17 protein-coding genes are annotated in these 23,487 nt (G+C 55.6%); 15 read left to right on the top strand and 2 right to left on the bottom strand.

Translation table 11 applies throughout. From position 1 onward, the window contains the following. Window positions 1-63 precede the first annotated feature (63 nt). Complete coding sequence (locus DW089_RS01805; protein ID WP_118286696.1) at window positions 64-1,584, bottom strand: WG repeat-containing protein; 1,521 nt, start codon at window positions 1,582-1,584, stop codon at window positions 64-66. A gap of 221 nt (window positions 1,585-1,805) precedes the next feature. Here DW089_RS01805 and DW089_RS01800 point away from each other — a divergent pair, with 221 nt between their 5' ends. Beyond that, window positions 1,806-4,811 (top strand): PD-(D/E)XK nuclease family protein, encoded by a 3,006-nt coding sequence (locus tag DW089_RS01800; RefSeq protein ID WP_118286695.1) that lies wholly within the window; start codon window positions 1,806-1,808, stop codon window positions 4,809-4,811. Window positions 4,812-4,816: 5 nt separating this feature from the next. Next, window positions 4,817-8,155, top strand: a complete 3,339-nt coding sequence (locus tag DW089_RS01795) for an exodeoxyribonuclease V subunit beta (RefSeq protein ID WP_118286694.1) — start codon at window positions 4,817-4,819, stop codon at window positions 8,153-8,155. An 85-nt stretch (window positions 8,156-8,240) separates the two neighbouring features. Here DW089_RS01795 and DW089_RS01790 read toward each other — a convergent pair whose 3' ends face one another. Next, window positions 8,241-8,915 carry a metal-dependent hydrolase gene (locus DW089_RS01790; protein ID WP_105325653.1) on the bottom strand — a complete coding sequence of 225 codons (675 nt, stop codon included), beginning with the start codon at window positions 8,913-8,915 and terminating at the stop codon, window positions 8,241-8,243. Between the two features lie 246 nt (window positions 8,916-9,161). Between DW089_RS01790 and DW089_RS01785 the strand changes: the two genes are divergently transcribed. From DW089_RS01785 to mutL, 13 genes are all read left to right on the top strand, one after another. Then, window positions 9,162-10,583 carry a sodium:solute symporter family protein gene (locus tag DW089_RS01785; protein WP_105325652.1) on the top strand — a complete coding sequence of 474 codons (1,422 nt, stop codon included), beginning with the start codon at window positions 9,162-9,164 and terminating at the stop codon, window positions 10,581-10,583. A 28-nt stretch (window positions 10,584-10,611) separates the two neighbouring features. Beyond that, window positions 10,612-11,799 (top strand): glucosaminidase domain-containing protein, encoded by a 1,188-nt coding sequence (locus DW089_RS11560; RefSeq protein ID WP_231085809.1) that lies wholly within the window; start codon window positions 10,612-10,614, stop codon window positions 11,797-11,799. An 11-nt stretch (window positions 11,800-11,810) separates the two neighbouring features. Continuing rightward, complete coding sequence (gene trmL, locus DW089_RS01775; protein WP_105325756.1) at window positions 11,811-12,278, top strand: tRNA (uridine(34)/cytosine(34)/5-carboxymethylaminomethyluridine(34)-2'-O)-methyltransferase TrmL; 468 nt, start codon at window positions 11,811-11,813, stop codon at window positions 12,276-12,278. After that, entirely contained in the window at window positions 12,275-12,637 is a 363-nt protein-coding gene (queD, locus tag DW089_RS01770) for a 6-carboxytetrahydropterin synthase QueD (RefSeq protein ID WP_118286693.1), read from the top strand. Before trmL ends, queD begins: the two co-directional genes overlap by 4 nt. Continuing rightward, entirely contained in the window at window positions 12,631-13,401 is a 771-nt protein-coding gene (folE2, locus tag DW089_RS01765) for a GTP cyclohydrolase FolE2 (protein ID WP_105325650.1), read from the top strand. The genes queD and folE2 overlap by 7 nt, the downstream gene beginning before the upstream one ends. 1 nt (window position 13,402) lies before the next feature. Continuing rightward, the gene (folP, locus tag DW089_RS01760) at window positions 13,403-14,599 is read left to right on the top strand and encodes a dihydropteroate synthase (protein ID WP_118286692.1); all 1,197 of its coding nucleotides are present in this window, start codon (window positions 13,403-13,405) and stop codon (window positions 14,597-14,599) included. After that, a complete protein-coding gene (gene folK / locus DW089_RS01755; RefSeq protein WP_105325648.1) occupies window positions 14,590-15,111 on the top strand; it encodes a 2-amino-4-hydroxy-6-hydroxymethyldihydropteridine diphosphokinase in 522 nt (173 codons plus the stop codon). Before folP ends, folK begins: the two co-directional genes overlap by 10 nt. Then, window positions 15,096-15,821 carry a hypothetical protein gene (locus DW089_RS01750; RefSeq protein ID WP_105325647.1) on the top strand — a complete coding sequence of 242 codons (726 nt, stop codon included), beginning with the start codon at window positions 15,096-15,098 and terminating at the stop codon, window positions 15,819-15,821. The genes folK and DW089_RS01750 overlap by 16 nt, the downstream gene beginning before the upstream one ends. Before the next feature lie 13 nt (window positions 15,822-15,834). Beyond that, the gene (locus tag DW089_RS01745) at window positions 15,835-17,064 is read left to right on the top strand and encodes a glycosyltransferase family 2 protein (protein WP_118286691.1); all 1,230 of its coding nucleotides are present in this window, start codon (window positions 15,835-15,837) and stop codon (window positions 17,062-17,064) included. 47 nt (window positions 17,065-17,111) lie between these two features. After that, window positions 17,112-17,444 carry a hypothetical protein gene (locus DW089_RS01740; RefSeq protein ID WP_105325645.1) on the top strand — a complete coding sequence of 111 codons (333 nt, stop codon included), beginning with the start codon at window positions 17,112-17,114 and terminating at the stop codon, window positions 17,442-17,444. Window positions 17,445-17,605: 161 nt separating this feature from the next. Then, complete coding sequence (miaB, locus tag DW089_RS01735) at window positions 17,606-18,934, top strand: tRNA (N6-isopentenyl adenosine(37)-C2)-methylthiotransferase MiaB (RefSeq protein ID WP_118286709.1); 1,329 nt, start codon at window positions 17,606-17,608, stop codon at window positions 18,932-18,934. Further along, a complete protein-coding gene (gene mutS, locus DW089_RS01730) occupies window positions 18,931-21,540 on the top strand; it encodes a DNA mismatch repair protein MutS (RefSeq protein WP_105325644.1) in 2,610 nt (869 codons plus the stop codon). The genes miaB and mutS overlap by 4 nt, the downstream gene beginning before the upstream one ends. Next, a complete protein-coding gene (gene mutL / locus DW089_RS01725; RefSeq protein WP_118286690.1) occupies window positions 21,537-23,477 on the top strand; it encodes a DNA mismatch repair endonuclease MutL in 1,941 nt (646 codons plus the stop codon). Before mutS ends, mutL begins: the two co-directional genes overlap by 4 nt. Window positions 23,478-23,487: the final 10 nt, after the last annotated feature.

Below are 23,487 nucleotides of genomic sequence, written 5' to 3'. Positions count from 1 at the left end.
AACTGCAAAAAGGACTGTGAAAGATGAAGTTCATTTTTCACAGTCCTTTTTTTATTTACTGGTTTACCAAACCCAGGTGAGGTTTTTGTATTGGGGCGGGACTAGCCATTTTCCAGCCGTGTCTATTATGCCGTACCGGCCGCCGCTTTTGGCAAGGGAAAAGATCTTCAGAAAGGTGCCGGCCGTGGTGATGGAGTCCTTGGGGGCAGTGTAGACCACCTGACCATTGGCATCCACCAGGGAGTACTGTTTGTCCTGAATCAGCCAGGTTACCTGGCTGGTGCCGTAGGGCAGGAGCTTGGCTTTCTTTGGGTAGGAGGCCAGGACTTTGCCGTCCGTACCACTGACCAGTAGGGTGCTTTGCCCATCCCGGATCAGGTACCGGTCACTGCCTAGGAAGTAAGCTTCCTCAAAGGTGTAAGGAATAATCAGCTGTCCGCTGCGTAGGTCCAACACCCCCATCTTTTTGCTCTTTTCGTCCACCAGGGACAATTGGCCATTTGCCAGGGCTTCGGTCTGGCAGGCAGTATCTTCGGCAATATGGAATTTGCCGGGGCCGTACAGCAGCTTTCCGGTCCGGTCTACGAAAATGGTTTGGCCCTTGTCTTCCACAAAAGTGCCAAAGGGGGTCATGGGGTAAACGAAATCGTTGTGGCTGTCAATGACAATCTGGCCGGAACGGTCGATATAGCCCCGCTTTACCCCGTCCCGGGTCAGGGGACCGTTGGTCTGGGGGTCGTAGCCCAGGCCAAAATGAACGGCGCCGACAATACCAAGGACGGAAGCCCAGTTAAACCCGCTGACGTCCCGCTGGTATTCTGCCAGTCCATTTTGGAAGGGGAATACCCGGTCGTAGGGCAAGAGATACAATAGCTGGCCCTGGGAATTGATGGCCGCTTTTTTGCCGTCGGGCATTTTGACAAAGGCAATGCCTGCCTGAAAACCAGCAATTACGTCCTTATAAATCGGTGCCAGAACGGTTTTTCCGGTTTCATCCTGAAACCCGTATTTGCCGTCTTTTTTGAAGGAATAGAGTCCAGGAGGTTTTGTTTGCTGAAGCTCGGGACTGTCTGCCGCTAAGGGCTGGCCGTCAGCCGTAATGGCGGTCACAGCCTTTTTGCCGGTGACCGCAAAGGTGCCGTTATTGCCTAGACCAATGCTTTTGTACTGGGGCGGCACGGCTTCCTGGCCCTTGAGGTCTAACAGCCCCCATTTGCCGTTATCCCCCTGGAAAGCGGCCAAAATGCCCTTTTCCCGGGACTCCAGAGGAATGGTATCGGTGATTTTTTCTAGAACGGAGGAACGGCCCTTGGTTCCTGAAGACCCCAAACGGGGGAACAATATCGTGCCCAAAGTTGGGCCCAGCCGGTCCTTGCGGACCGTGGTGCTGGTATGGGTGCCGCTGCTGCGGGTGGTCTCCCGGGTAACTTCGCGGCTGGAGCTTTGGGTGGTGGTACGAACCTCCCGATGCTCATGGGAGTACACGTGGGCTCCTGTCTCGGCAAAGGCCGGTGGGGACAGAAGAAGACAGGTCAGCAGGGCAGCGGCGCTGCAAACGGTATGGGGTTTGGGGTGATGGTGCATAGAAAGCCTCCTTTAGAATCATGGTAAAAATAGATTGATTGATGAGAATTTTAGAATGATTATAGCAAAATAGTAAACTCCTCGTAAATAGAGGTTAACACAATACGTACAATTCTGCCCCCGGACTTGTTCCCCTAGGCTAATTTGGGTACAATAGAACGGAAACCTGATGATCCTGCTGTATCTGAATTTATTTGCACTCAAGCAGAAAGGAAAATGTTATGACCAAACGCTTGTATTCGCTGTCCCTGGGGGAAACCCTGCGGGAACAGTTTTTGGCGGACGCCGCCCAATATCCCTATGGGGAGGTACTGTATTTAGTGCCCAACCGGATTTTGGAGCATCTGGTAAAGGCCCGGGGTGTGGTGAAAACCCTGTCCCTGGATGCCCTGGCCGGAGAAATCTTGAAAGAAAATACCCAAGGAACTCCTCTGCGCCGCATTTCCCGGCAGGCCCAGAAGAAAATTCTGGAAGAAGCCCTGGCAGTGGCGGTAGAAGGGGGACAGGTGTCCTATTTTGCCCAGCTGGTGAAGAAAAAAGGCTTTTTGGACAGTCTTTTGAATCTGTTCAACGAATTTGCCCAAAACAGCCTGGCCCCGGAACAGTTTAACCAGATTCTGGTCAGCTGGGGACGGCCTGGAAAACTGGGCAAAAAGGACCGGGAAATGGCTTTGATCTACCTGCTTTTTGTGAACAAGCTCCGGGAGCAGCAGGTTACCGACCTGTCCGGCCGTTACCAATTGGCGGTAGAAGCTTTGCAGCAGGGAGGTACGGTGCCCTGGCAGAAATGCTATATCAGCGAATTCAACCAGCTTTCCTCTGTGCAATTGGAACTGGTTGAAGCGTTGGGAGATTTGTGTGACGTGGAAATAGGGCTCTTTTATGACCCTTCCCGGCCCGAACTCAGCGCCGTAACGGAAAATATCCATGCCCAGCTGGTGGGAGCAGGTTTTGCAGACCTAAAGGAAGCCCCCCAAATTCAGCGGCCAGCGGATTTGGACTTTTTTGCCCAGAACTGGCGGGGCAGCGACTACTCCCGGCCGGAAGCAGAGCATATCCATTTGGCAGAGGCAGGGACTCCAGAGCAGGAAATGCGCCTGGTGCTGACCCAAATCAAGAAAAAACTTCAGTCCGGCACAGCGCCCCAGGATATCCTGCTCCTGATGCGGAGCACCAGTGATTATCCCGGCCTTGCCCGGGCCTTTGCCCTGTACGGCCTGGAAACCACCATGCCTACGGTTACTGGCGCGGCCAGCCAACCCCTGCCGGACCTGATTACCAAGCTGCTCCAGGCTGTCAGCCAACCTCAGGACCAGGGAGCCTGGCAGAACCTGTTTCGCTGCACCCTGCTGCCTCTATTGTGGGACTGCCAGCGGGATGCCCTGGAGCAGGACTATACCCAGCTGTATTTTGAACGGGCTGGGGCACTGCGTTCCCATGTAAAGCGGGAACGGCGGATTAATGATGAGTTTTGGACGGACCTGGCTTTTTTCCAGGCAGACCATACGGCCAAAGAATGGCAGGAGGGCATGCAGGACCTGCTGGACCGGTGGAACCTGATGGGCCGGTGGGGAAGCCTGCACCAGGCTGGCAAAGTGGATCTGGCCCAGGTAAAGCTGATGGGAAATGCCGTGGAGCTGGTGAAGCATACCTTTGAAATGCTGGAGCGGACCTGGGAAGACTGCGGTCAAAAGGCTGCCGCCGTAACCCCAGCCCAGCTTCTGGAATTCTGGCAGGATTCCCTAAAGGGAGCCACCCTGATTCTCAAGGAAGGCAATCCTCAGGGCATTAGCGTCATGGAAGCCGGGGATATTCAGGGGGTTTCCTATCCCTATGTGTTCATTATGGGCCTGCGGGACGGGCTCTTTCCTTCCGTAAAGCGGGAAAGCTGGCTGTACAACGACGGGGAACGCACGGAACTCAACGGCCTGGGGGTGGAACTGGCGGTGTCCGGCCGCAGCCTGGAAGCGGACCGGTTCTTCTTTGCCTCAGCGGCTGCTATTGCTGCCCAGGACCTGTATCTGAGCTGGTACCGGGACGAGGAAGGGGGTCCCTCTCCCTATATCCAGGAACTGCTGAATTTGTACGCCGAAGGCTCCCTGGTGCCCCAGACTTTTTACGACAGTCTGGACAATTGCGCCAGCGAGGCCCTGCTGGAACAGCTGCTGATGCAGCAGGAAGCTTTGGCTCTCAAGGAACAGGCCTTTTTGGCTAAGCGGCTGGGCAGCGATTATGCCCAGCGGGCGGCCACCGGGAAAAAACGCTGGGAGGACCCGGAAAGTCCCTGGAACGGCACGGTGCCGGGAATCTTGAAGGAGCCCCTGCGGCTCAGCGCTTCGGGGCTTGATGTGTATCTTCAGTGTCCCTTTGCCTATCTGTTTGGCAATGTGTGGAAAATGGAACCCTGGGAGGAACAGACGGGCTACCCCGGTCCTGATGTGGTGGGAAGCCTGCTCCATGCGGTACTGGCGGAGTTCTTGAGTCGGCATCTGAGCAAGGCCCTGAGCTTCAGCGACCTGCCCCAGCTGCGGGACGAACTGCAGCAGGTTTTTGCGGACCAATTTGAGGCGCTGGTGCAAAGCGGCAAGATTTCCCAATCCAGTCTACTGCCCCATTTGCGCAAGGTCTATGGCAGCTGGCTGAGCAACTGGCTGAAGCAGGAATGTGAATACGAGCAAACCAGCAGCCTGCTGCCTTCCAAGCTGGAATGGAGTTTCGGCCGCAAGGACAGCCCTTGGCGTGCCCTGTGCCGGTATGTGGACGACAAGCCCGTATACTTTTCCGGCCAGGTTGACCGGATTGATACCAACGGAACAACTTACGCCATTTTGGACTATAAAACCGGGCAGCACCCCAGCGGGAGCCAGATCAAGGACGGGAAAGCCGTTCAGCTGCCCCTCTATGCAAGAGCCCTGATGGAACTGGGGCCTGTTGACCCGCAGAATATTTTGGGCGGGGGCTACTGCTCCCTGCGTTCCGGCAAGCGGGAAGGGGGAACCTGGTCGCCAGAGGCCAAGAAGTACCTGGACTATCTGGCCAGGTCCCGGGCTCCCAAGCTGGAGGAAAGTATGGAAAAGGCTTTTGCAGAAATCGACAAGGCTGTGCGGGCCCTGCGGCAGGGAGCTTTCCCGGCAGCCCCTTACGGCAGCTGTCCGCCCTATTGTCCGGCCAAGGATGTGTGCCGGATTTCGGAAAATCCCAAAAGCAGTGAACAGGAACAGGAGTGAAAACCATGGCAGATTTTACCAGACAACAACAGGAAGCCATTTCCACCCTGGGCCGGAACGTATCCGTTTCTGCCGGGGCCGGCTCCGGAAAGACCCGGGTGCTGGTGGAACGGTTTTTGAAAATATTGGAGGAGGAGAAAGCCTCTGCCCAGGAAATTTTGGCCATTACATTTACCCGGAAGGCCGCCCGGGAAATGCGGGAGCGGGTACAGAAGGGAATTTTGGACCGGTTGGCGGAAGCCACAGACCCCCAGCGGCAGCAGTACTGGCAGGAGCAGCTGAATCAGCTGGACCATGCGTCCATTACCACCATCGACAGTTTCTGTGCCCGGATTATCCGGGAAAATCCGGTGGAAGCGGGAATGGACCCTGGCTTTGCCGTGCGGGAAGAATATGAAATTGCAGATTTTAGGCAAGAGGCCGTCCATACCTTTATGGATCAGGAGCTGAAAGGGGAAAACGAAGACTTTTTCGGCCTATTGGATATATATGGTCCCCGGCGGCTGGAAGAAATGCTGGTGCTGCTGATTGACGCGCTGCCGGATATTCTGGCGCTGGGAGACCTGTCCCGGCCCTATCAGGAAGAATTGGACAAGGAAGAAGACCTGAAGCTTGAGGCGGAGTCTGCCTTGGACGACCTTATTGCCGTCAAGGACACAGCAGGCCCCAAGGGCAAGGAACTTATCCTGCGGCTGGAAGAACAGCGGGACTCCCTTCATGAGGCCATTGCCAAAGGCGATTACGAAACGCTGGCAGAGGCTGTGGGAGGTCTTCGGGCGGCAGGCGCAATCAAAGACTTTGCCGCAAAGCTGAAAGAGACGGTGAGTACCCTGTTGGACCTGGACCTGAACCGGGCGGGCCTTGCCCAAGCGGCCCAGTGGCAGACCGTACTGGAGCGGCTGGACCAGTACCTGTTTACTGCAGCGGAGCAGCAGGAGATGTACAGCTTTTCCTATATTTCCGCCAAGGCAGTGAAGCTGCTGGGCACAGATCCGGAACTATTGCGCACCTACCGGAATAAATTCAAGTTTCTGATGGTGGACGAGTTCCAGGATACCAACGAGGAACAAAAGCGTCTGGTTTACCTGGTGTCCGGTGGGGACGCCAAGGTGCTGCGGGGAAACAATCTGTTTGTGGTAGGGGATGCCAAGCAGTCCATCTACCGGTTCCGGGGTGCCGATGTCAGCGTCTTTAAGCAGGTGCGGGATGCCATTGTGGCTTCCGGCGGCAAAGACATCATTATGGACGACAATTTCCGTTCAGCTCCAGAGATTATCCAAGCCTGCAATGTGTTGTTTGAGGACCTTTTGGGTACCGACGAGACGGCGGACGTCCAGGCCCAGTCCCTGACGCCCCACCAGGCTCCTACAGAGCTGCCCCGCTTTATGGTACTGAAGAAGCAATCCGAAACGGACAAGGGGGCTGCCCAGCGGGTCAAAGCCCAGTGGGTGGCAGCCGCCATCCAGGAGCTGGTGGCTTCCCACCCGGAATTAAAGTATGGGGACGTGGCCATTTTGCTGCCGGCAATCCGTTTGTCCCGGCAGTATGAAGAAGCGCTGGATGCTCTGGGTATCAAAAGCCAGGTCAGCGACGGCAAGGGCTTCTACGACCGGCAGGAAATTGTGGACGTCATCAATTTGCTGACCTGTCTGCTCAATCCTCGGAAGGACTGGGCCCTGGCGGGATTCCTGCGTTCCCCCTGGGGCGGCTTGTCCGACCCGGAAATCGGGGAACTGGTAAAGGATTACCCGGAGTTAACCCTGTGGGAAGCTCTCCAGCAAGCCCTGGAACCCCGGCAGGTAAAACTGGCCGCTAGCTTGCACACCCTGCGGCAAATGGCGCTGTACCAGTCCCTGCCGGAATTCTTTGACTGCCTGAATCAGGAGTTTCAGGCGGAACCCCTGCTGCTTTCCCAGCGGGGGGGCCGGGAAAAGCTGGCCAACTACCGTAAGCTGCGGACCCTGGGCACGGAAGCAGCCATGAACCAGGGCAGCAGTGTCCAGGATTTCCTCCAGCGGCTGCAGCTGATGCGGGCGCTGGGGGCACGGGAAAGTGATGCCAACCAGGAAGCGGATCCGGAGGCCGTGAAGATTATGACCATACACAAGTCCAAAGGCCTGGAATTCCCGGCGGTTATCCTGCCGGACCTGGATCAGAATGCACCGGCAGATAAGCTGGGAATCCAGTTCATTCCCCAGGCGGCCTTTGGGGTGCGGGTACCCAATGCAGAAGGAGTGCTGGAGAATACCGGTATCTATACCCTGCTGAGCAGGGAAAAATCAGCCCTGGAATTCAATGAAAAGAAACGCCAGCTGTATGTGGCCATGACCCGGGCAGAAAAATACCTGTATATGGTAAGTATTGAAGAAATAAAGAAAAAGCCTGTAAAGGAAGCCACCCAGGAAAAATGGGGAAGTGCCCTACTCCGGGTATTTGGCCCCCAGGGGCCTGCAGCCGGCAAGGTCGCCTATGATGAATGCCCGGTGGAGTCCGTGGGTATCCTCACGGAGGAAGGCATTTTGGCAAAGCGGCAGGTGCCGCATTCTGCGCCTCAGGTGCCCGCCAAGGTTTACCAGCAGGCTGCCCCGGTGGCCTTTCCCAAGGCCCTGCGGCTCAGTGCTTCGGCCCTTTTGGAGTATGATACCTGTCCCAGAAGCTATTACTATCACTACCAGCGGCATATGCCCCCGGTGGAAGTGGAAATGACGGGAACCGGCAAGCACCGGGTGTCCGTTATGGATCTGGGGACCTTTGTCCACCGGGTGCTCCAGCTGATGAATACCCTGCCCCAGGAAGAAGCTTTGGAACTGGCTCTGGCAGAAAACGAGAACTGGTCGGAAGAAAAGCGCCGGTATATGCGGGAAGACGGAGGAGCACTGCTTGGCAGCTACTGCGCCAGTCCGCTGTATACCAATCTGGAAGGTTATGAAGCTCAGGCAGAACGGGATTTCGACCTGAACCTGTTTACGCTGGGGCAGACAGAAATCTGGTTCCAGGGAAGCATCGACAAGCTGGTATTCCTGCCGGACCAAAAGCTGGGGATTGTGGACTACAAGACCGGCCATCCCCCAGTGGACGGGGAGGAACGGCAGGGGTATACCCGTCAGCTGGCCATCTACGCCCTGGCGGCAGAAACCCTGTACAAAGGTTATACCGTGGCCTGGGCCCAGCTCCATTTTCTCCAAAACAACAGTATTTGGGAATTGAAGGATAGGGAAGCCGAGACGGAAAAACTTCGGGCTCTCCTGAAGAACCTCAGTGAATGGGATGAGGAGACGGCGTTCCCGGTGCGGACCGAGGCCTGCTCCTATTGTCCCTATCAGTATTTTTGCACCAAAGCCTAAAGTGCCATAAAAAAACGACTTGCGAATCAGGTTGATTCGCAGGTCGTTTTTTTTGAATGTTTAGCTTTGTATGGTTCCTGTTTTCTTAGTCCAGTTCCCGGGTGGTGCCAAAGGGAACAATGATGACCTGGGTTTTGCCTTCGGTCTTCAGTTCTACGGATTTCTTGAACTTTTCAGGGTCCTGGGCAATCAGGGGCCAGGTGTTATAGTGGATGGGAATGACATAGGGGACTTCCAGGAACTGGGCAGCTACCCGGGCATCTCGGGGTCCCATGGTGAAATTGTCACCGATGGGCAGCAGGGCGTAGTCGATTTGCTCCAGCCGGGCCAGCAGCTGCATATCGGAGAAGACCCCGGTATCTCCGGCAAAGTAGACGGTCTTGCCGCCGAAGGTGACGATAAAGCCCGCAGCGTGGCCGCCGGCAATGCCGCTGCCGTGGAAAGCAGGGGTAATCCGTACGTGGCCAAAAGGAAATTCATGAGTGCCGCCAATATGCATACCGTGGGAACGGCAGCCCTGGTCCGCCGCAGCGTGGGCGATTTCAGCGGTGGAGATAATCAGGGCATCTTTGTTCTTGGCGATTTCGTAGGCGGAGCCCAGATGGTCCCCGTGGGCGTGGCTTACTAGAATGTAGTCAGCCTTGATGTCCTTGGGGGTCAGGCCTTCGGGGTTGCCTTCCAGATAGGGGTCGAACAGCAGGGTGGTGGTACCATCGGACAGGGTAAAGCAGGAATGGTGGATATAATGAAATTGCAGCATAAAATTTGCCTCCTTTAAAGTATTCGTCTTCTTTATTATCAACCAAAGTGTGCGTTTTGACAACTAGTCCCGTGCGGGGAAAAATCAAAATTTCTGAAAAATATTCGAATTTTGCCGGGAAAACTGGCTTTCGCTGGGTAACCTTTCTTTACAACTTCCGGCAAGTAAAGTACAATGAAGTTTGTTGAATTTTGAAGCTGTGAAAGATGGACTGGGAATATTCCAGAATTTGGTGAGGTGGCTACAGTGAATTGGTATTTGGCAGTAATCGTTGGGTATGCTGCACTATTGATTTTGTTGGGGTATTGGATTGGCAAGCACGTAAAAGGTGCTTCCGACTTTTTTGTAGGCGGCCGAAACTTTGGCTCCGGGCTGCTTTTTACTACGCTGATTGCGGCCAATATTGGCGCCGGTTCCACCGTAGGGGTGACGGGCCTGGCTTACCATTTTGGCGCCTCCAGCTGGTGGTGGATTGGCTGCAGCGGCCTGGGGTCCCTGATTCTGGCCTACGTGGTGGGCCCTGCGGTGTGGCGGCAGGCCAAAAAGCACAATCTGTTTACCATGGGGGATTACCTGGACCTGCGGTATTCTCCGGCTTTCCGGGGGGTAACCTCCACCCTGATGGCCATTGGCACCCTGGCCCTGTTTTCCGGCCAGCTGCTGGGCATCGCCTGGATTCTCAACGTGGCAGCCGGCGTGGACCGGACCCTGGGTATTATCATCGCGTCCGTGGTGGTGACCCTGTACTTCTCCGCCGGAGGCCTGAAATCCGCAGCCATCGTGAATATCATTGAGCTGGCGGTAATCCTTTTGGGCTTCTGCATTGCGGTACCCTATGCCCTGGCTTACGTAGGGGGCTGGCAGGGCCTGGTCCAGGCCGTCAGCCAAAATACCGGCAGTGCGGCCAAAACGGCCTCCTACTTTAGCTGGAACGGGATGGGGAACCAGGCCATTTTGGGATACTTTTTGATGCTGACCCCGGCCTTCTGTATTTCTCCGGGCCTTATTGGCAAGGTGTACAGTGCTAGGGACGAACACGCCGTAAAGGTGGGCACGCTGCTGAACGGCATTGTCCAGCTGCTTTTTGCTTTCCTGCCCATGCTGATTGGGATGTGCGCCTATGCGGCGTTCCCCAATTTGGGCAACCAGGAACTGGCTTTGCCCAAGGTTATGAAGGAAATGCTGCCCTTTGGCATTTCGGCCCTGGCCCTGTCGGCTATTTTTGCCGCAGAAGTCAGCACCTGCGACACGGTGCTGTATATGCTGGCCACGTCTTTAAGCAAGGACCTGTACAAGACCTTCTTCCGGCCCCAGGCTACCGACCAGCAACTGCTTAGCGTCAGCCGGAAAATCTCCGTGCTCTGCGGCATTGTGGGAATTTTTGTGGCTCTCTTTATGGCCAACATCATTACGGCTCTGGCTATTTTCTATAGCCTAATGACTGTAAGCCTGGCAGCCCCCTTCCTGTTTGGCCTGTTTACCCAACGGGCTTCCACCAAGGGCGCTTTCCTGTCCGCAGGCCTTGGGGTGGCCCTGGTACTGGGACTCCAGCTGTTTCATGGGGGCAAGGGCTTTGGTATCTTGAATGCCACTTCCCTGGGAATTCTTACGGCTGCGGTGGTAATGCTCCTGAGCCTGTGGCTGTTTCCCCAAAAGAAGAAGGTCTAATATCATTGTTAGAGAAAGGAAATCCTGCGTGAACAAATATAAGCTGAAACAAGCGGTGCAAATCGGTCTTGCGGCTATGGTGCTGGGCGTTTTGCCCCTAAGCCGGCCGGTACAGGCTGCAGAAGAAACAAAGCAGCTGTCTTTTAAGGAACGGGTGCAGGCGATTGCCAACGCCCGGAAAGAGGATTTTGCCCTAAAAAGCGAGGAAATCCGGGCAAAGCGCCGGGGGGATAAGCCCCAAACCCAGGCAGAGGAGAAACAGCAGCCTGAGGAAGAAAAAAATAAAACAGCGGTAAAAAAAGAAACGCCTAAAGAGGACGCTTCCCAAAAGGAAACGAAATCGGCTAAAGAGGCCAAACGGCAAAAACCGGAAAAGCCCCAAAAGGAAGCCAAAACTTCTCCGCGGAACCAAGCGGCAGAGGCTGAAACACAGGCTGAGGACAACACCCCGGTGAATCCGGGCCATTTCAGCGCTTCCGAGCTGGCTGGACTTACCCTGCGGCCGTCCCTGGAAATTGAGGGCAAAAAGCTGGTTCTGACCGAGCCCATCAATTTTGAAGAAAGCCGCCAGCGTTCCTTTAAGGACCGGGCGGTAAAGGACCCCAGCCTGCAGCTGATTCTCAACCGGGTGATGACCAAATCCCAGCTGTGGAACATTCCCAAGGACTATGACCAGGTGACCATTGCCGGGGAGGCAGAAGCCACCCGGGACCAGGCTGTGGCTTTGCTGAAGCTGTACAATAACCGGCTGCCCATTAAGGCTACCCCGGAACAACTGGTGGAAATGTATTACAATGAGGCAGGAAAAGAGGGCATCCGTTGGGATTTGGCCTTCTGCCAAGCACTTTTGGAAACAGGTTTCTTCCACTTTGGAGGCACGGTGGTGCCGGCCCAGAATAACTTCTGCGGCCTGGGAACCACCAGCAGCCAGGTGCGGGGCGCCTATTTTGCTACCCCGGACCTGGGGGTGCGGGCCCACATCCAGCATTTGATGGCCTACAGCACCAGCCGGAAACCTTCCACGCCCATTGTTGACCCACGCTATCAGTTGGTTTATGATGGTAAGGTACGAAACGGGTTTTTCGATCGCTGGTCCCAGCTAAATGGAAAATGGGCTACAGGCAGCAATTATGCAGAGAAAATCATGAACATCCACGAACAGATGAAATCCTTGATTACCGTCTCTGGTGCTGACTGGCCCAAGGAAACGAGGTGAGCAAATTGCCTATGCATATTGTTCTGGTAGAACCGGAAATCCCGGGCAATACGGGCAACATCGCCCGGCTGTGCGCCGCTACAGGGGCATCCCTGCATCTGGTGCGCCCTTTGGGGTTCTCCGTGGACGATAAGTACTTGAAACGGGCAGGACTGGATTATTGGCATCTGGTGGACATCCACTACTACGACAGCGTGGAGGAGGTGTTGGCAGCCTATCCTGACAGCCCCCGCTTTTTACTGACCACCCATGCCCATCAGTCCTATACCAGGGTCCATTACGCTCCGGATTCCCTGCTGATTTTTGGAAAAGAGTCCGCAGGTCTGCCGAAAAGCTTCCGTGAAGCCCATGCAAGTGAGTGCGTCCGGATTCCTATGGTGAGTGAAGCCCGCTCCCTGAATCTGGCCAACTCCGTGGCCGTCGTTTTGTATGAAGCCTTACGCCAAAATGATTTTGACCTTCAGGAGGGAACCATATGATTTGCATAAAAGAATTTGAGTTTGACGCAGCCCATTATCTGCCCAATTATCATGGTAAGTGCGAGCATCTTCACGGACATACGTATAAGCTGGTGGTAAAAGTAGAAGGCACCCCGGATCAGGAAGGCATGGTCCTGGATTTCGTCCAGTTTAAGAGAACGGTCAAGGAACTGGTGGTGGACAAACTGGACCACACCTGCCTGAACGACCTGCTGCCCCAGCCTTCCGCCGAACATATTTCGGTATGGGTTTGGCAGCAGCTGGAGAAGCCTCTGACGGGCCCCAACTACCATTTGGCAGAAGTGGAAGTTTGGGAAACCAAAACCAGCGGTATAGTCTACAGAGGTGAAACATGTTAAAAGATGTACAGGCACAGCAGGATGTGCGTCATATTCCCCTGAAACACGTGGGAATCAAAGACCTGAAGTGGCCCCTGGTGCTGAAGGACCCCAAACGGGGCGAGCAGCACTCCGTGGCCGTGGTGCAGCTGTCCGTAGATCTGCCTAAGGAACAGCGGGGCACCCATATGAGCCGGTTTGTGGAATGCCTGAAGGAGCTGGGGGGCGTGCGTCCCAGCGACCTGGAGAAATTCCTGGATAACCTGAAAGAGAAATTGGGAGCCCGCTCCGCCATGGTGAAGCTGGATTTCCCGTACTTTGTAACGAAAAAGGCCCCGGTCAGCGGCATTGAAAGCTACCTGGACGTGGAATGCCATTTCCGGGCGGAAAAAGGCGAAAAATTCGTCCTGGACCTGGGCGTGGATGTGCCCGTGCACACCCTGTGCCCCTGCTCCAAGGAAATCAGCAAATACGGCGCCCACAACCAGCGGGCCTGGGCCAGAATGACGGTCCGGAGCCAAAAACCCATCTGGATTGAAGAATTGGTGGAAATGGCAGAAAAAGGCGCTTCTTCGCCGTTGTTCTCCCTGCTGAAGCGGCCGGACGAAAAATTTGTTACGGAAGAAGCCTACGAAAATCCCCGCTTTGTGGAAGATGCAGTGCGGGATATTGCCCTGCAGCTGAACGCCGACAGCCGGATTGACTGGTACAGCGTCACCGTGGAAAGCCAGGAAAGCATTCACAACCACAACGCCTTTGCCACCGTGGAGAAGGGGGAGGAATAATATGTTTATTCCTGTGCCTTCCCGGCTGGTGCTCCACGAAATGGAGAAAATGGCTGTCCACCCAGTGGGCATCCAGATTATGGCCCCCAAGGCGGAGCTTTGCCCAGTGAAATTGTTCCAGGTAAAGTCCCCGGCGGCCAATATTATCAAGCAGGAAATGCTGTCCATGGGCTGCGAATGCGTCACCGTAAAGGGGGCCATCAATTGCAGCGTGCCCGTGGGGGATGTGCTGCTCCTGGGCAATAAGAACCAGTACCGCCATCTGGTGGAAAAACTGGAAACCATGCGGGCCTGGTTTGGCTTTGCAGAGGTTATTGCTGACCTGAAAGCCTATTTGGACGAAACGCCGCTTGTGACCACCTTGGTGGACGGCCGGCAGCTGACCTACGAAAAAATGCGGGTGATGGGGATTCTCAACGTAACCCCTGACTCCTTTTATGCCGGGTCCCGGGTAATCCAGGAGGAAACCCTGCTTCACACGGCCGGCAAAATGCTGGAGGACGGAGCGGATATTTTGGATATCGGCGGGGAATCCACCCGGCCTGGGGCGGAAACCGTGCCCCCGGAGGAGGAAATCCGCCGGGTGACCACGGCCCTTGGCCAGCTGCGGAAAGCCTATCCCGGGGCCATTCTCAGCGTGGATACCTACCATGCGCCCACGGCCAAGGCGGCCCTGGAAGCTGGTGCGGATATGATTAACGACGTGACCGCCGGCACTGGAGACCCTGCTATGGTGGAGGTGGCAGCGGCTGCCAAGGCCCCGCTGATTCTTATGCATATGCGGGGCACCCCCAAGACCATGGTGCTCCAAAGCAACAAAGTCTATGAAAATATCACTTCCGATGTGACCCAGTACCTGCTGGAACGGGCCAAGGTCTGCGCCGAAGCCGGTTTGGGCCGGGATAAAGTCATTCTGGACCCGGGTCTGGGCTTTGCCAAGAATCCCCCCCAATCCCTGGAAGTGTGCAATTCCCTGGAAGAACTGACGGGTCACGGCCTGCCGGTGCTGGTGGCCGCCTCCCGGAAGGGCTTTATCGGCAAGGCACTGGGAGACCTGCCGGCAGAAGAACGGCTGGAAGGGACCCTGGCGGTAACGGCTGCGGCCGTGTACGCCGGTACCAACCTGGTGCGGGTCCACGATGTGAAAGAAAATGTCCGGCTGATCCGGATGCTGGAGGCGATTCGCGCATGTCAATAGCCTACGTGGCCCTGGGCAGCAACCTGGGGGACAAGGAAGGAAACCTGCGGGAAGCGCTCCGGCGGATGGAAGAGCAGGGCATCAAGGTCTTGGCCGTTTCTCCTTTTTACCAGACGGAGCCCTACGGGGTAACGGACCAGCCGGTATTCTTAAACGGAGCCGCCAAGGTGGAGTGGCAGGGGGATTGTGAGGCCTTGCTTCACACCCTGCTCTCCATTGAGCTGGATATGGGCCGGGAGCGGAAGCGGCACTGGGGGGAGAGGAACATTGACCTGGATCTGCTGCTTTTTGACCAGGAAGTGGTCCATTCGGATGACCTGGTGCTGCCCCACCCGGATATGCAGAACCGGGCTTTTGTGCTGGATCCTTTAGCGGATATTGCCGGGGACGTGGTGCACCCGGTGCTGCACAAAACCATTGGCGCCCTGAAACAGGAACTCCGGGCCAGGGCCCAAAAAACGACAAATTCTGAATCAGACGGAAAGCAGGGATTTTCATGCAGAAACGATTGAAAACAGGCTGCTGCCTGGTTCTTCTTTATGCAGTATTTACACTGATCTCCAGTGCGGTAAGGGTGGTGCCCCAGGTGTCCGGGCTGCGGCTGGAAGCCATGCTGTCGCTGCCCTACGGCCTGATTTTTGGCCGGCTGGGCGCTATTAGTGCAGCCTTTGGCAGTGCCCTGGCGCTTTTTCTTGTGGGAGCCAATCTAAACCAGATTCCTTTGGAATTTCTGGCAGCCCTGATTTCTGCTTATCTGCCCTTCCGGGTCTGGCAGGGAATGAAAAGTCCCCAGGAACCCCGGCTGGCACTGTATGACCAGCGGACCGTTACCATGTTTGTGATTTTGGGCCTTTTGGCCGTGGCTCCCATGGCGGTTTATCCGGCGGTGGGTGCGGAAATCTACCAAGTGGTTCCTTTTTCAGCCTCCTTTTTCAAAATTCTGCTGCCTACCTTGCTTTTTACCCTGGCAGGCGGTTTCCTCCTGTACAGAAAGGCCTCGGCCTATTTCTTTGCAGGAAAGGGCGAAGCCCTGTGGCGACGCCTGGAAGATAAGAAAACCACTACCCGGAATATGGCGGTGGCTATGCTGCGGATTACTCTTACCGGGTTGTTTCTGGCAGCAGGCCTGGCACTGATGGTGCCGCCGGAATTCCATTCCAAGGTGGTGGAATATACCATGGGGGTTTTTGCCCTCCTGCTATTGGTCATGACCGGTTTCTAAAAGGATGGTTACCATGTACACGATCACCGTACTTGTGCAGCTTCTGCTGCTGATTACCTTTCTCTGGGTTGCAGGCACCACCCTCATGGGCCTGCTGCACCCCAAAAAAGACAAACCAGGAAGCGGAGCCTATTGCTCTATGGCAGTAGTTGTCTGCGCACATAATGAGGAAGCAGTGGTGGGGAAACTGCTCCAGAGTTTGGCGGAGCAGGATTATCCCCGGGATAAATTCCACGTGTTTTTGCTGGCGGATCATTGTTCTGACCGCACCGCAGCGGTGGGCCGGACCTTTGAACAGGTGACAGTGTATGAACGGAGCAGCGGCCCCCGGACGGGGAAGGGCGCCGTACTCACCTGGGGCATTCCGCTGATCCTGGAGAAAAATCCCGGGCGTTTTACCCATATGGTTATTTTTGATGCGGATAATGTGGCGGATACGGGCTTTTTGTCCGCCTTGAACCAGAGCTTTGACCGGGGCGGCCGCCTGATTATGGGCAACCGGCTCCCGCTCAATCCCTATGATAATATCATCAGTGAATGGTACAGCATGTACTGGCTGACGGTGGATAACCTGCTTTGCAAGCCCCACCACAGCATGAACCTATCCGCCATTATTTCCGGTACGGGGTTTGGCTTTGACCTGTCCCTGTTGGAGCCGGAGGGGTGGCATACGGTGACCATTACCGAGGACATGGAATTTTCCATGCAGCAGAACTTTAAGGGCGTTTTTTCCGATTATCAGGAGGAGGCCCGGTTCTATGACGAGCAGCCTACAGGCTTTGGCACCATGATCAAGCAGCTGCGCCGGTGGTGCACGGGAAATTTTGAGATTGCCCAGCACTATCGTACTGTCTGGTTCCGGCATTTTCGGGCCAAACCGGATGCCCGGCTGATTGATAACTTTGTGCCCATGCTGATGTGCACGGTGTTCGGCTTCTATTTCATTTCCAATGTGTTTTGGCTGCTGTACAACGCTGTTTCGGGGCTGCCGCTGTTTGCTCCCAAGGACGTACTGTGGTGGATTTTTCTCTACCTGCTGAGCCTGGGCATTGGCACCTACTCTGCAGCAAAGGGTGGGCTGAGCCTGACCAAGATGCTGCCGGGGATTCTGACCAGCGGGCTGTACTGCCTTTTGATCAGCCTGGTGGCTGTATATTCCCTGTTTAAGCCCCAGCGGGCCTGGATTCCCATTGCCCACCGGCATAAAGACTTTCCCCGGGATTTTCCCGACTCCCCTAACTGAAAAAATACAGGAATTCTGTTATAATAGAGGAAAGGGAGGGATGTACCGTGAAGAAAACCTTGGGGCGTGTTTGGCTGATTCTTTTGCTGGTGCTGGTGCCTTTTGCTTCTGCGCTGGCATCGTCACCCATTAATGCAGGCGGCTATTTCAATGGCATTAAACTGATGGGCAAGGTGCGGATTGTGGAATACAACCCGGATGTAAAAGTCCAGGTGGTTACCAGTTTCCCGGACCTGAAAGTAAAAGTAGTGGACCATTTTCCTTCGGAAGTTGGAGAATGGCAGTTTGTGGAATACGGGGAGGATTTTACCGTTCAGTTCGTTACCAGTTTTCCGGACATCCGGATCCAGTACGTGACTGCTTTCCCGGGAGTACAATAATATGCTGCGAGCAATACGCAAAAACAAAGGATCGCTGGAACAAAATTGGTTCCAGTCGGTCCTTTTTCCGTTGGGACGGCAGGGTCAACCGTTTGCCCCGGAACCAGCAAACATGGTACAATAGAATATCACGATTAAATTAGAGGAGAACCTGCATGACCATGAATAAAACGTATACCATTCTCAATTACGGCTGCCAGATGAATGAAAGCGATTCTGAGCATTACGCCGGGCAATTGTCCGACCTGGGCTATCATTATACAGAAGACTTTCATGAAGCAGACGTGATTCTGATCAACACCTGCTGTGTCCGGGAAAGTGCAGAGAAGAAGATCCTGGGAAAAATCGGCGAGATGAAGGCCGTAAAGGCCAAGGATCCCCACAAGGTGCTCTGCGTCACAGGCTGCATGGCCCAAAAGGATGGGGAAGACTTTCTCAAGACCTATCCCCAGGTGGACCTGCTCATCGGCACGGCCCATGTGAACAACTTCAAGGCCATTTTGCAGGAATATCTGGCGGAAAAGAACCGGAAAGCAGGTATCTACAACGACCTGACTATTATGCCCCAGGAGTTTGAAGGCCATTTTGTCCGGAAAAGCGAATACGCGGCCTGGGTGCCCATTATGTACGGCTGCAACAACTTCTGCACCTACTGCATCGTACCTTATGTTCGGGGCCGGGAACGGAGCCGCAGTGCGGAAGCCATCTGTGAGGAAATCAGAAAGGCCGTAGCCCTGGGCTACAGGGAATTTACCCTTTTGGGCCAGAACGTAAACTCCTATGGCAAGGACCGGGGTGAGGCCAATGCCTTTGCCCAGCTGCTGCGCCAGGTGGACCGGATTCCCGGAGTGGAACGGGTCCGCTATATGACCAGCCATCCCCGTGATATGAGCGAGGAACTGATCAAGGCTGTGGCCGAAAGCCGCCACGTGTGCAAGCATTTCCATATTCCCGTGCAAAGCGGCAGCACCCGGATTATGCAGGCCATGAACCGGGGCTATACCCGGGAATCCTACCTGGAACTGGTGCGGCGCATCCGCAGCTATGTACCCAATGCGGTGCTGACCACGGACATTATTGTGGGGTTCCCCGGGGAAACGGAAGAGGACTTTGCCCAGACTATGAGCCTCTTTGACGAAGTCCGCTACGATGCAGCCTACACCTTCATCTATTCCAAGCGGTCCGGAACGCCGGCTGCTGCCATGGAAGACCAGGTGCCGGAAGCGGTGAAGAAGGACCGGATGAACCGGCTGATGGAGCTGCAAAACAAACACAGACTGAAACACAACCAAGAACTGGTGGGGAAGACCCTGCCCATTATGGTGGAGGGTCTAAGCCATAACAACAAACAAATGTGGAGCGGCCGTACGGACGGCAACAAGCTGGTGCTGTGGCCCGTAGGGGATAGAATTTTCAACCCCGGGGACGTGGTGCCGGTGACCATTGAAAAAGCCCAAACCTGGCTGCTCAAAGGACGTGCAGAATTATGACCACTTATACACCCATGGTCCAGCAGTATCTGAAAATCAAGGAAGAACATCAGGGCGAGCTGCTGTTCTTCCGCCTGGGTGACTTTTACGAACTGTTTTTTGACGATGCCATTACGGCGTCCCGGGAACTGAACCTGACCCTGACCAAACGGGCCGGGGGCAGTGATGCCATGCCCATGTGCGGCGTGCCTTTCCATTCCGTGGACAGCTACCTGGCCAAATTGATCAAAAAAGGCTACAAGATTGCCATTTGCGACCAGATGGAAGACCCGAAAAAAGCCGTTGGCATTGTAAAACGGGAGGTCACCAAGATTCTGACACCGGGAACGGTGCTCAGTGATGCGGTGCTGGAAGAAAATCATAACCAATACCTGGCCTGCCTGACCCAGGACCAGGACAACTATTGTTTGGCCTTTGCAGACGTTTCCACTGGGGAATGTGCCTGGTATATTGCCGGGGGCAAGAACCGGGAGGAAGCGGTGCTGGACCAGCTGTACCGGCTGCAGCCGGCTGAACTGGTGCTGACGGAAGACAATGAAGCCTTCCAGTCCCTGCTGGACAAGCTCCAGCAGAAGCTGCCGGACTGTATGCTGAACCATTTTGACCCGGCGCCGGGGCTGGATTATTTCAGTCAGCATTTCGGCAGCGACAACCCGGCCCTGAAGCGCCCCTTGGTGCACCGGACCGTGGAAGCCATGCTGCAATATATCCACGAAAATGTAAAAAGCGACCTGGCCCAAATCAACCAGCTTCAGGAGATTACCACGGACCAGGTGATGGCGCTTGATGCCACTGCCATCCGTAACCTGGAACTGGTGAAGAATATGCGGGACGGCTCCCGGCATGGGACCCTTTTGGATGTGCTGGACTATACCCAGACTGCCATGGGAGCCCGGCAGCTGCGCCAGTGGGTGGAAGCTCCCCTTCTTGACGTGGCAAAAATCCGCCAGCGCCAGCAGGCCATCGGCACCCTGGTGGAAGATGTGAAGTTCCGGAACGGGTTGGGGGATAGCCTGAAGGAAATCACCGACCTGGAACGGATTCTTTCCCGGCTGGAAGTGGGTTCTGCCAATGCCCGGGATATGGCGGCGCTGAGAGCGGCCCTTAGGGAATTGCCCCAAATTAAAAAATGGCTGGGAACCCACCCGGACGGCCTTTTGAGGGTCCTGAACCGGCGCATTGCTCTCCACAGCGATATTCTGGACGTACTGGAACGGGGCATTGTGGACGAGCCGCCTTTTTCCCTGCGGGACGGCGGCATGATCCGTACGGGTTTTAATGCTGAGCTGGACGAACTCCACGACATTGCGGAAAACAACAATGCCTGGATGCAGAATTTCGAGCAGAAAATCAAGGAAGAAACCGGCATCCGGACACTGAAGGTAGGGTTCAACAAGGTGTTCGGCTACTATATCGAAGTGTCCAAGGGCATGGTTTCCCAGGTGCCGGACAACTTCGTCCGGAAGCAGACCCTGGTCAACGGGGAACGGTACATTGTGCCGGAGCTGAAGGAATTTGAAAACAAGATTCTCAGCGCCAAGGAAAAAATCCAGCAGCTGGAATACTACCTGTTCAACGAGATTCGCCAGGAGATTCGGGACCACCTGGTGGAAATCCAGGAAACGGCCCGGGCCATTGGGGAACTGGACGTGCTGTATTCCCTTGCCATGGCAGCCTTTAAGGGCAGCTATGTGTGCCCCCGGCTCAACGAACGGCAGGAAATCCAGATTAAGGACGGCCGGCATCCGGTGGTGGAAAAACTGCTGGAACGGGAGCTGTTTGTGCCCAACGACGTGCACCTGAACAACACCGATGAGCGGCTGATTATCCTGACGGGCCCCAACATGGCCGGTAAATCCACCTATATGCGCCAGGTGGCACTGCTGACTTTGATGGCCCAAATGGGCAGCTTTATTCCCGCCCGGGAGGCGGATATCTGCCCGGTGGACCGTATCTTTACCCGGGTAGGGGCCAGCGACGACCTGGCCACCGGCCAGAGCACCTTTATGGTGGAAATGAACGAAGTGGCCAATATTCTGAAGTACGCTACCAGCCGCAGCCTGATTATCCTGGACGAAGTAGGCCGGGGTACCAGCACCTACGACGGCATGAGCATTGCCCGGGCGGTGGTGGAATTCATTAACGAAAAGATTAAGGCCAAAACCTTGTTCGCCACCCATTACCACGAACTGATTGAACTGGAAGACCAGGAAGCGGGCATCAAGAACTACTCCGTAGCGGTAAAGGAAAAGGGCCGGGAGGTCCTGTTCCTGCGCCGGATTGTGCCGGGGGGCACGGACCGGAGCTACGGGATTCATGTAGCCAAGCTGGCAGGGCTGCCGGATGCGGTGGTAAAGCGGGCGGATGAACTGCTGGCAGAATACGCCAAGAGCGGGCTGCCCACGGCGGCGCCTGCTCCCAGTAAGACCAAAGCAGCCCCTGAGCCTGCCCCTGCCCAGCAGGCGGCGGAGCCCAGTTTGTTTGGGGACGCCCTGCGGGAAACCCTGTGCAGCCTGGATGTAATGACCATGACGCCCCTGGAGGCGCTTAATACACTCTATAAGCTTCAGGAAGAAGCCAAACGGGAGGGAGGTAAAACCTATTGAGCAAAAAAATAAATCTGTTGGACCAAACCACTTCCAACCAGATTGCTGCCGGTGAAGTAGTAGAAAAGCCGGCTTCGGTAGTAAAGGAACTGGTGGAAAACGCACTGGACGCTGGGGCGGACCAGATTGACGTGACCATATTTGCTGGCGGCACGGAATTTATCCGGGTCAAGGACAATGGCTCCGGCATGGACGAGGAAAATGCCCGGATGGCTGTGTTGCGTCATGCTACCAGTAAAATTCTCAAAGCGGATGATTTGCTGACCCTGCATACCTTGGGCTTTCGGGGGGAAGCCCTGCCCAGCATTGCGTCCGTTTCCCATTTTTCTCTGCTCACCCGGGAGCCCGGTGCCGAATTTGGCACCTCGCTGACCCTGGACGGAGGAGAAAATATGGAGGTAGAGCCCATGGGCTGTGATGTGGGCACCACCATAACGGTAAAGGACCTGTTCTACAATGTGCCCGCTCGGCGGAAATTCCTCCGGACGGTAAACACCGAAGGCCGCTATATCTCCGAAGTGATTACCCACATGGCCCTGTCCCGGCCGGATGTGCATTTTACCTTGACCCATAATGACAAGGAAGTGATCAACACCCCGGGCAGCGGGGACGTGGCAGATACCATCAGTGCCCTGTACGGTGGGGAAGTGACCAAGCAGCTGCTGACCGTGGACCATGAGCAGGACGGCATCCAGGTAAAGGGCTATATCAGCCGGCCTACGCTGCTTAAAGGAACCCGGACCTGGCAGACCCTGTTTGTCAACGGCCGCTCCATCAACAACCGGATGGTCAGCAAGGCCATTGACCACGCCTACCAGTCCCAAATTCCCAAGGCAGGCTTTCCGTTTGCCGTGCTGAATATCCTGGTGGATACCCATAGTATCGATATCAACGTCCATCCCCAAAAAAGTGAAATCAAGTTTGGGGACGAGTCGGCGGTGTACCGGGCCGTATACCATGCCCTGTGCAAGGCGCTGACCCAGCCCATGGCCGGACGGCCGGAAGCAGGAAATACCCTGGCGGCAGCCATGCCGGCGTTAGCCGAGGAACCCCAGCCAGCCCATGTGGGCCTGGTGAAGGAAGAAGCTCCGCTGTTTACCGGGGGAGACCGGGGACGGGAAGGCCGAAACCAGTCCTTTGGCAGCAGCACCTTTGCTTCTAGTTCCTTCCCCAAGAACCCGGCTTTTGGCCAGCAGGTGTGGAAAACGCCGGACGTGACCCAGGAGGAACGGGAAAATCTTTATGCGGCCCAGCGTCGGGACGAGTATGCACCCAATAGCAGCCAGCCCCTTCCCAGCGCCTACGAAGCACCTTTGGCCCAAAGCCAGGGAGAGCCCGGGGAAGCACTGCCCCAAGGGACTTCCGGCGTGGACGTCATCTGGCCCCTGGGCCAGGTGGACCGGGTATTTATCATCGCCCAGTCGGAAACGGCTTTGTACCTGATTGACCAGCACGCTGCCCATGAGCGGATTATGTACGACCGGTTTATTCGGCAGCAGCAGGAAATTCCCAGCCAGCAGCTCCTGATTCCCCTGTTTCTCAACGTTACCAAACAGGATGTGGATGCAGTGGAAGAATACCGGGAAGAATTTCTGAAGCTGGGGGTGGATGCGGAGCCCGCTGGGGAAACGGTACTCCGGGTGTCCGCCCTGCCCGCCGATGTGGAAGGCAGCCAGGCGGAGGGCTTTATCGACGATATTTTGAAGCTTCTGTCGGAAAACAAAACCATCCGGCCCAGCGACCTGCGGGAGGAAGTGCTGCATTACGCCGCCTGCCACAGCGCCATCCGGGCGGGAGAAATCCTGAATATCCGGCAGATGCGCCAGGTAATCCTGGAACTGCTCAATACGGAGCACCCCTTTACCTGTCCCCATGGACGGCCCTGCATGATCAAACTGACCAGCCAGGAGCTGTACCATATGTTCAAACGGACGTAAGGAGGCAGCT

Source organism: Acidaminococcus sp. AM05-11 (assembly GCF_003472805.1).
Lineage (GTDB): Bacteria > Bacillota > Negativicutes > Acidaminococcales > Acidaminococcaceae > Acidaminococcus > Acidaminococcus hominis.
This window is presented reverse-complemented; position numbering and strand designations above follow the sequence as displayed.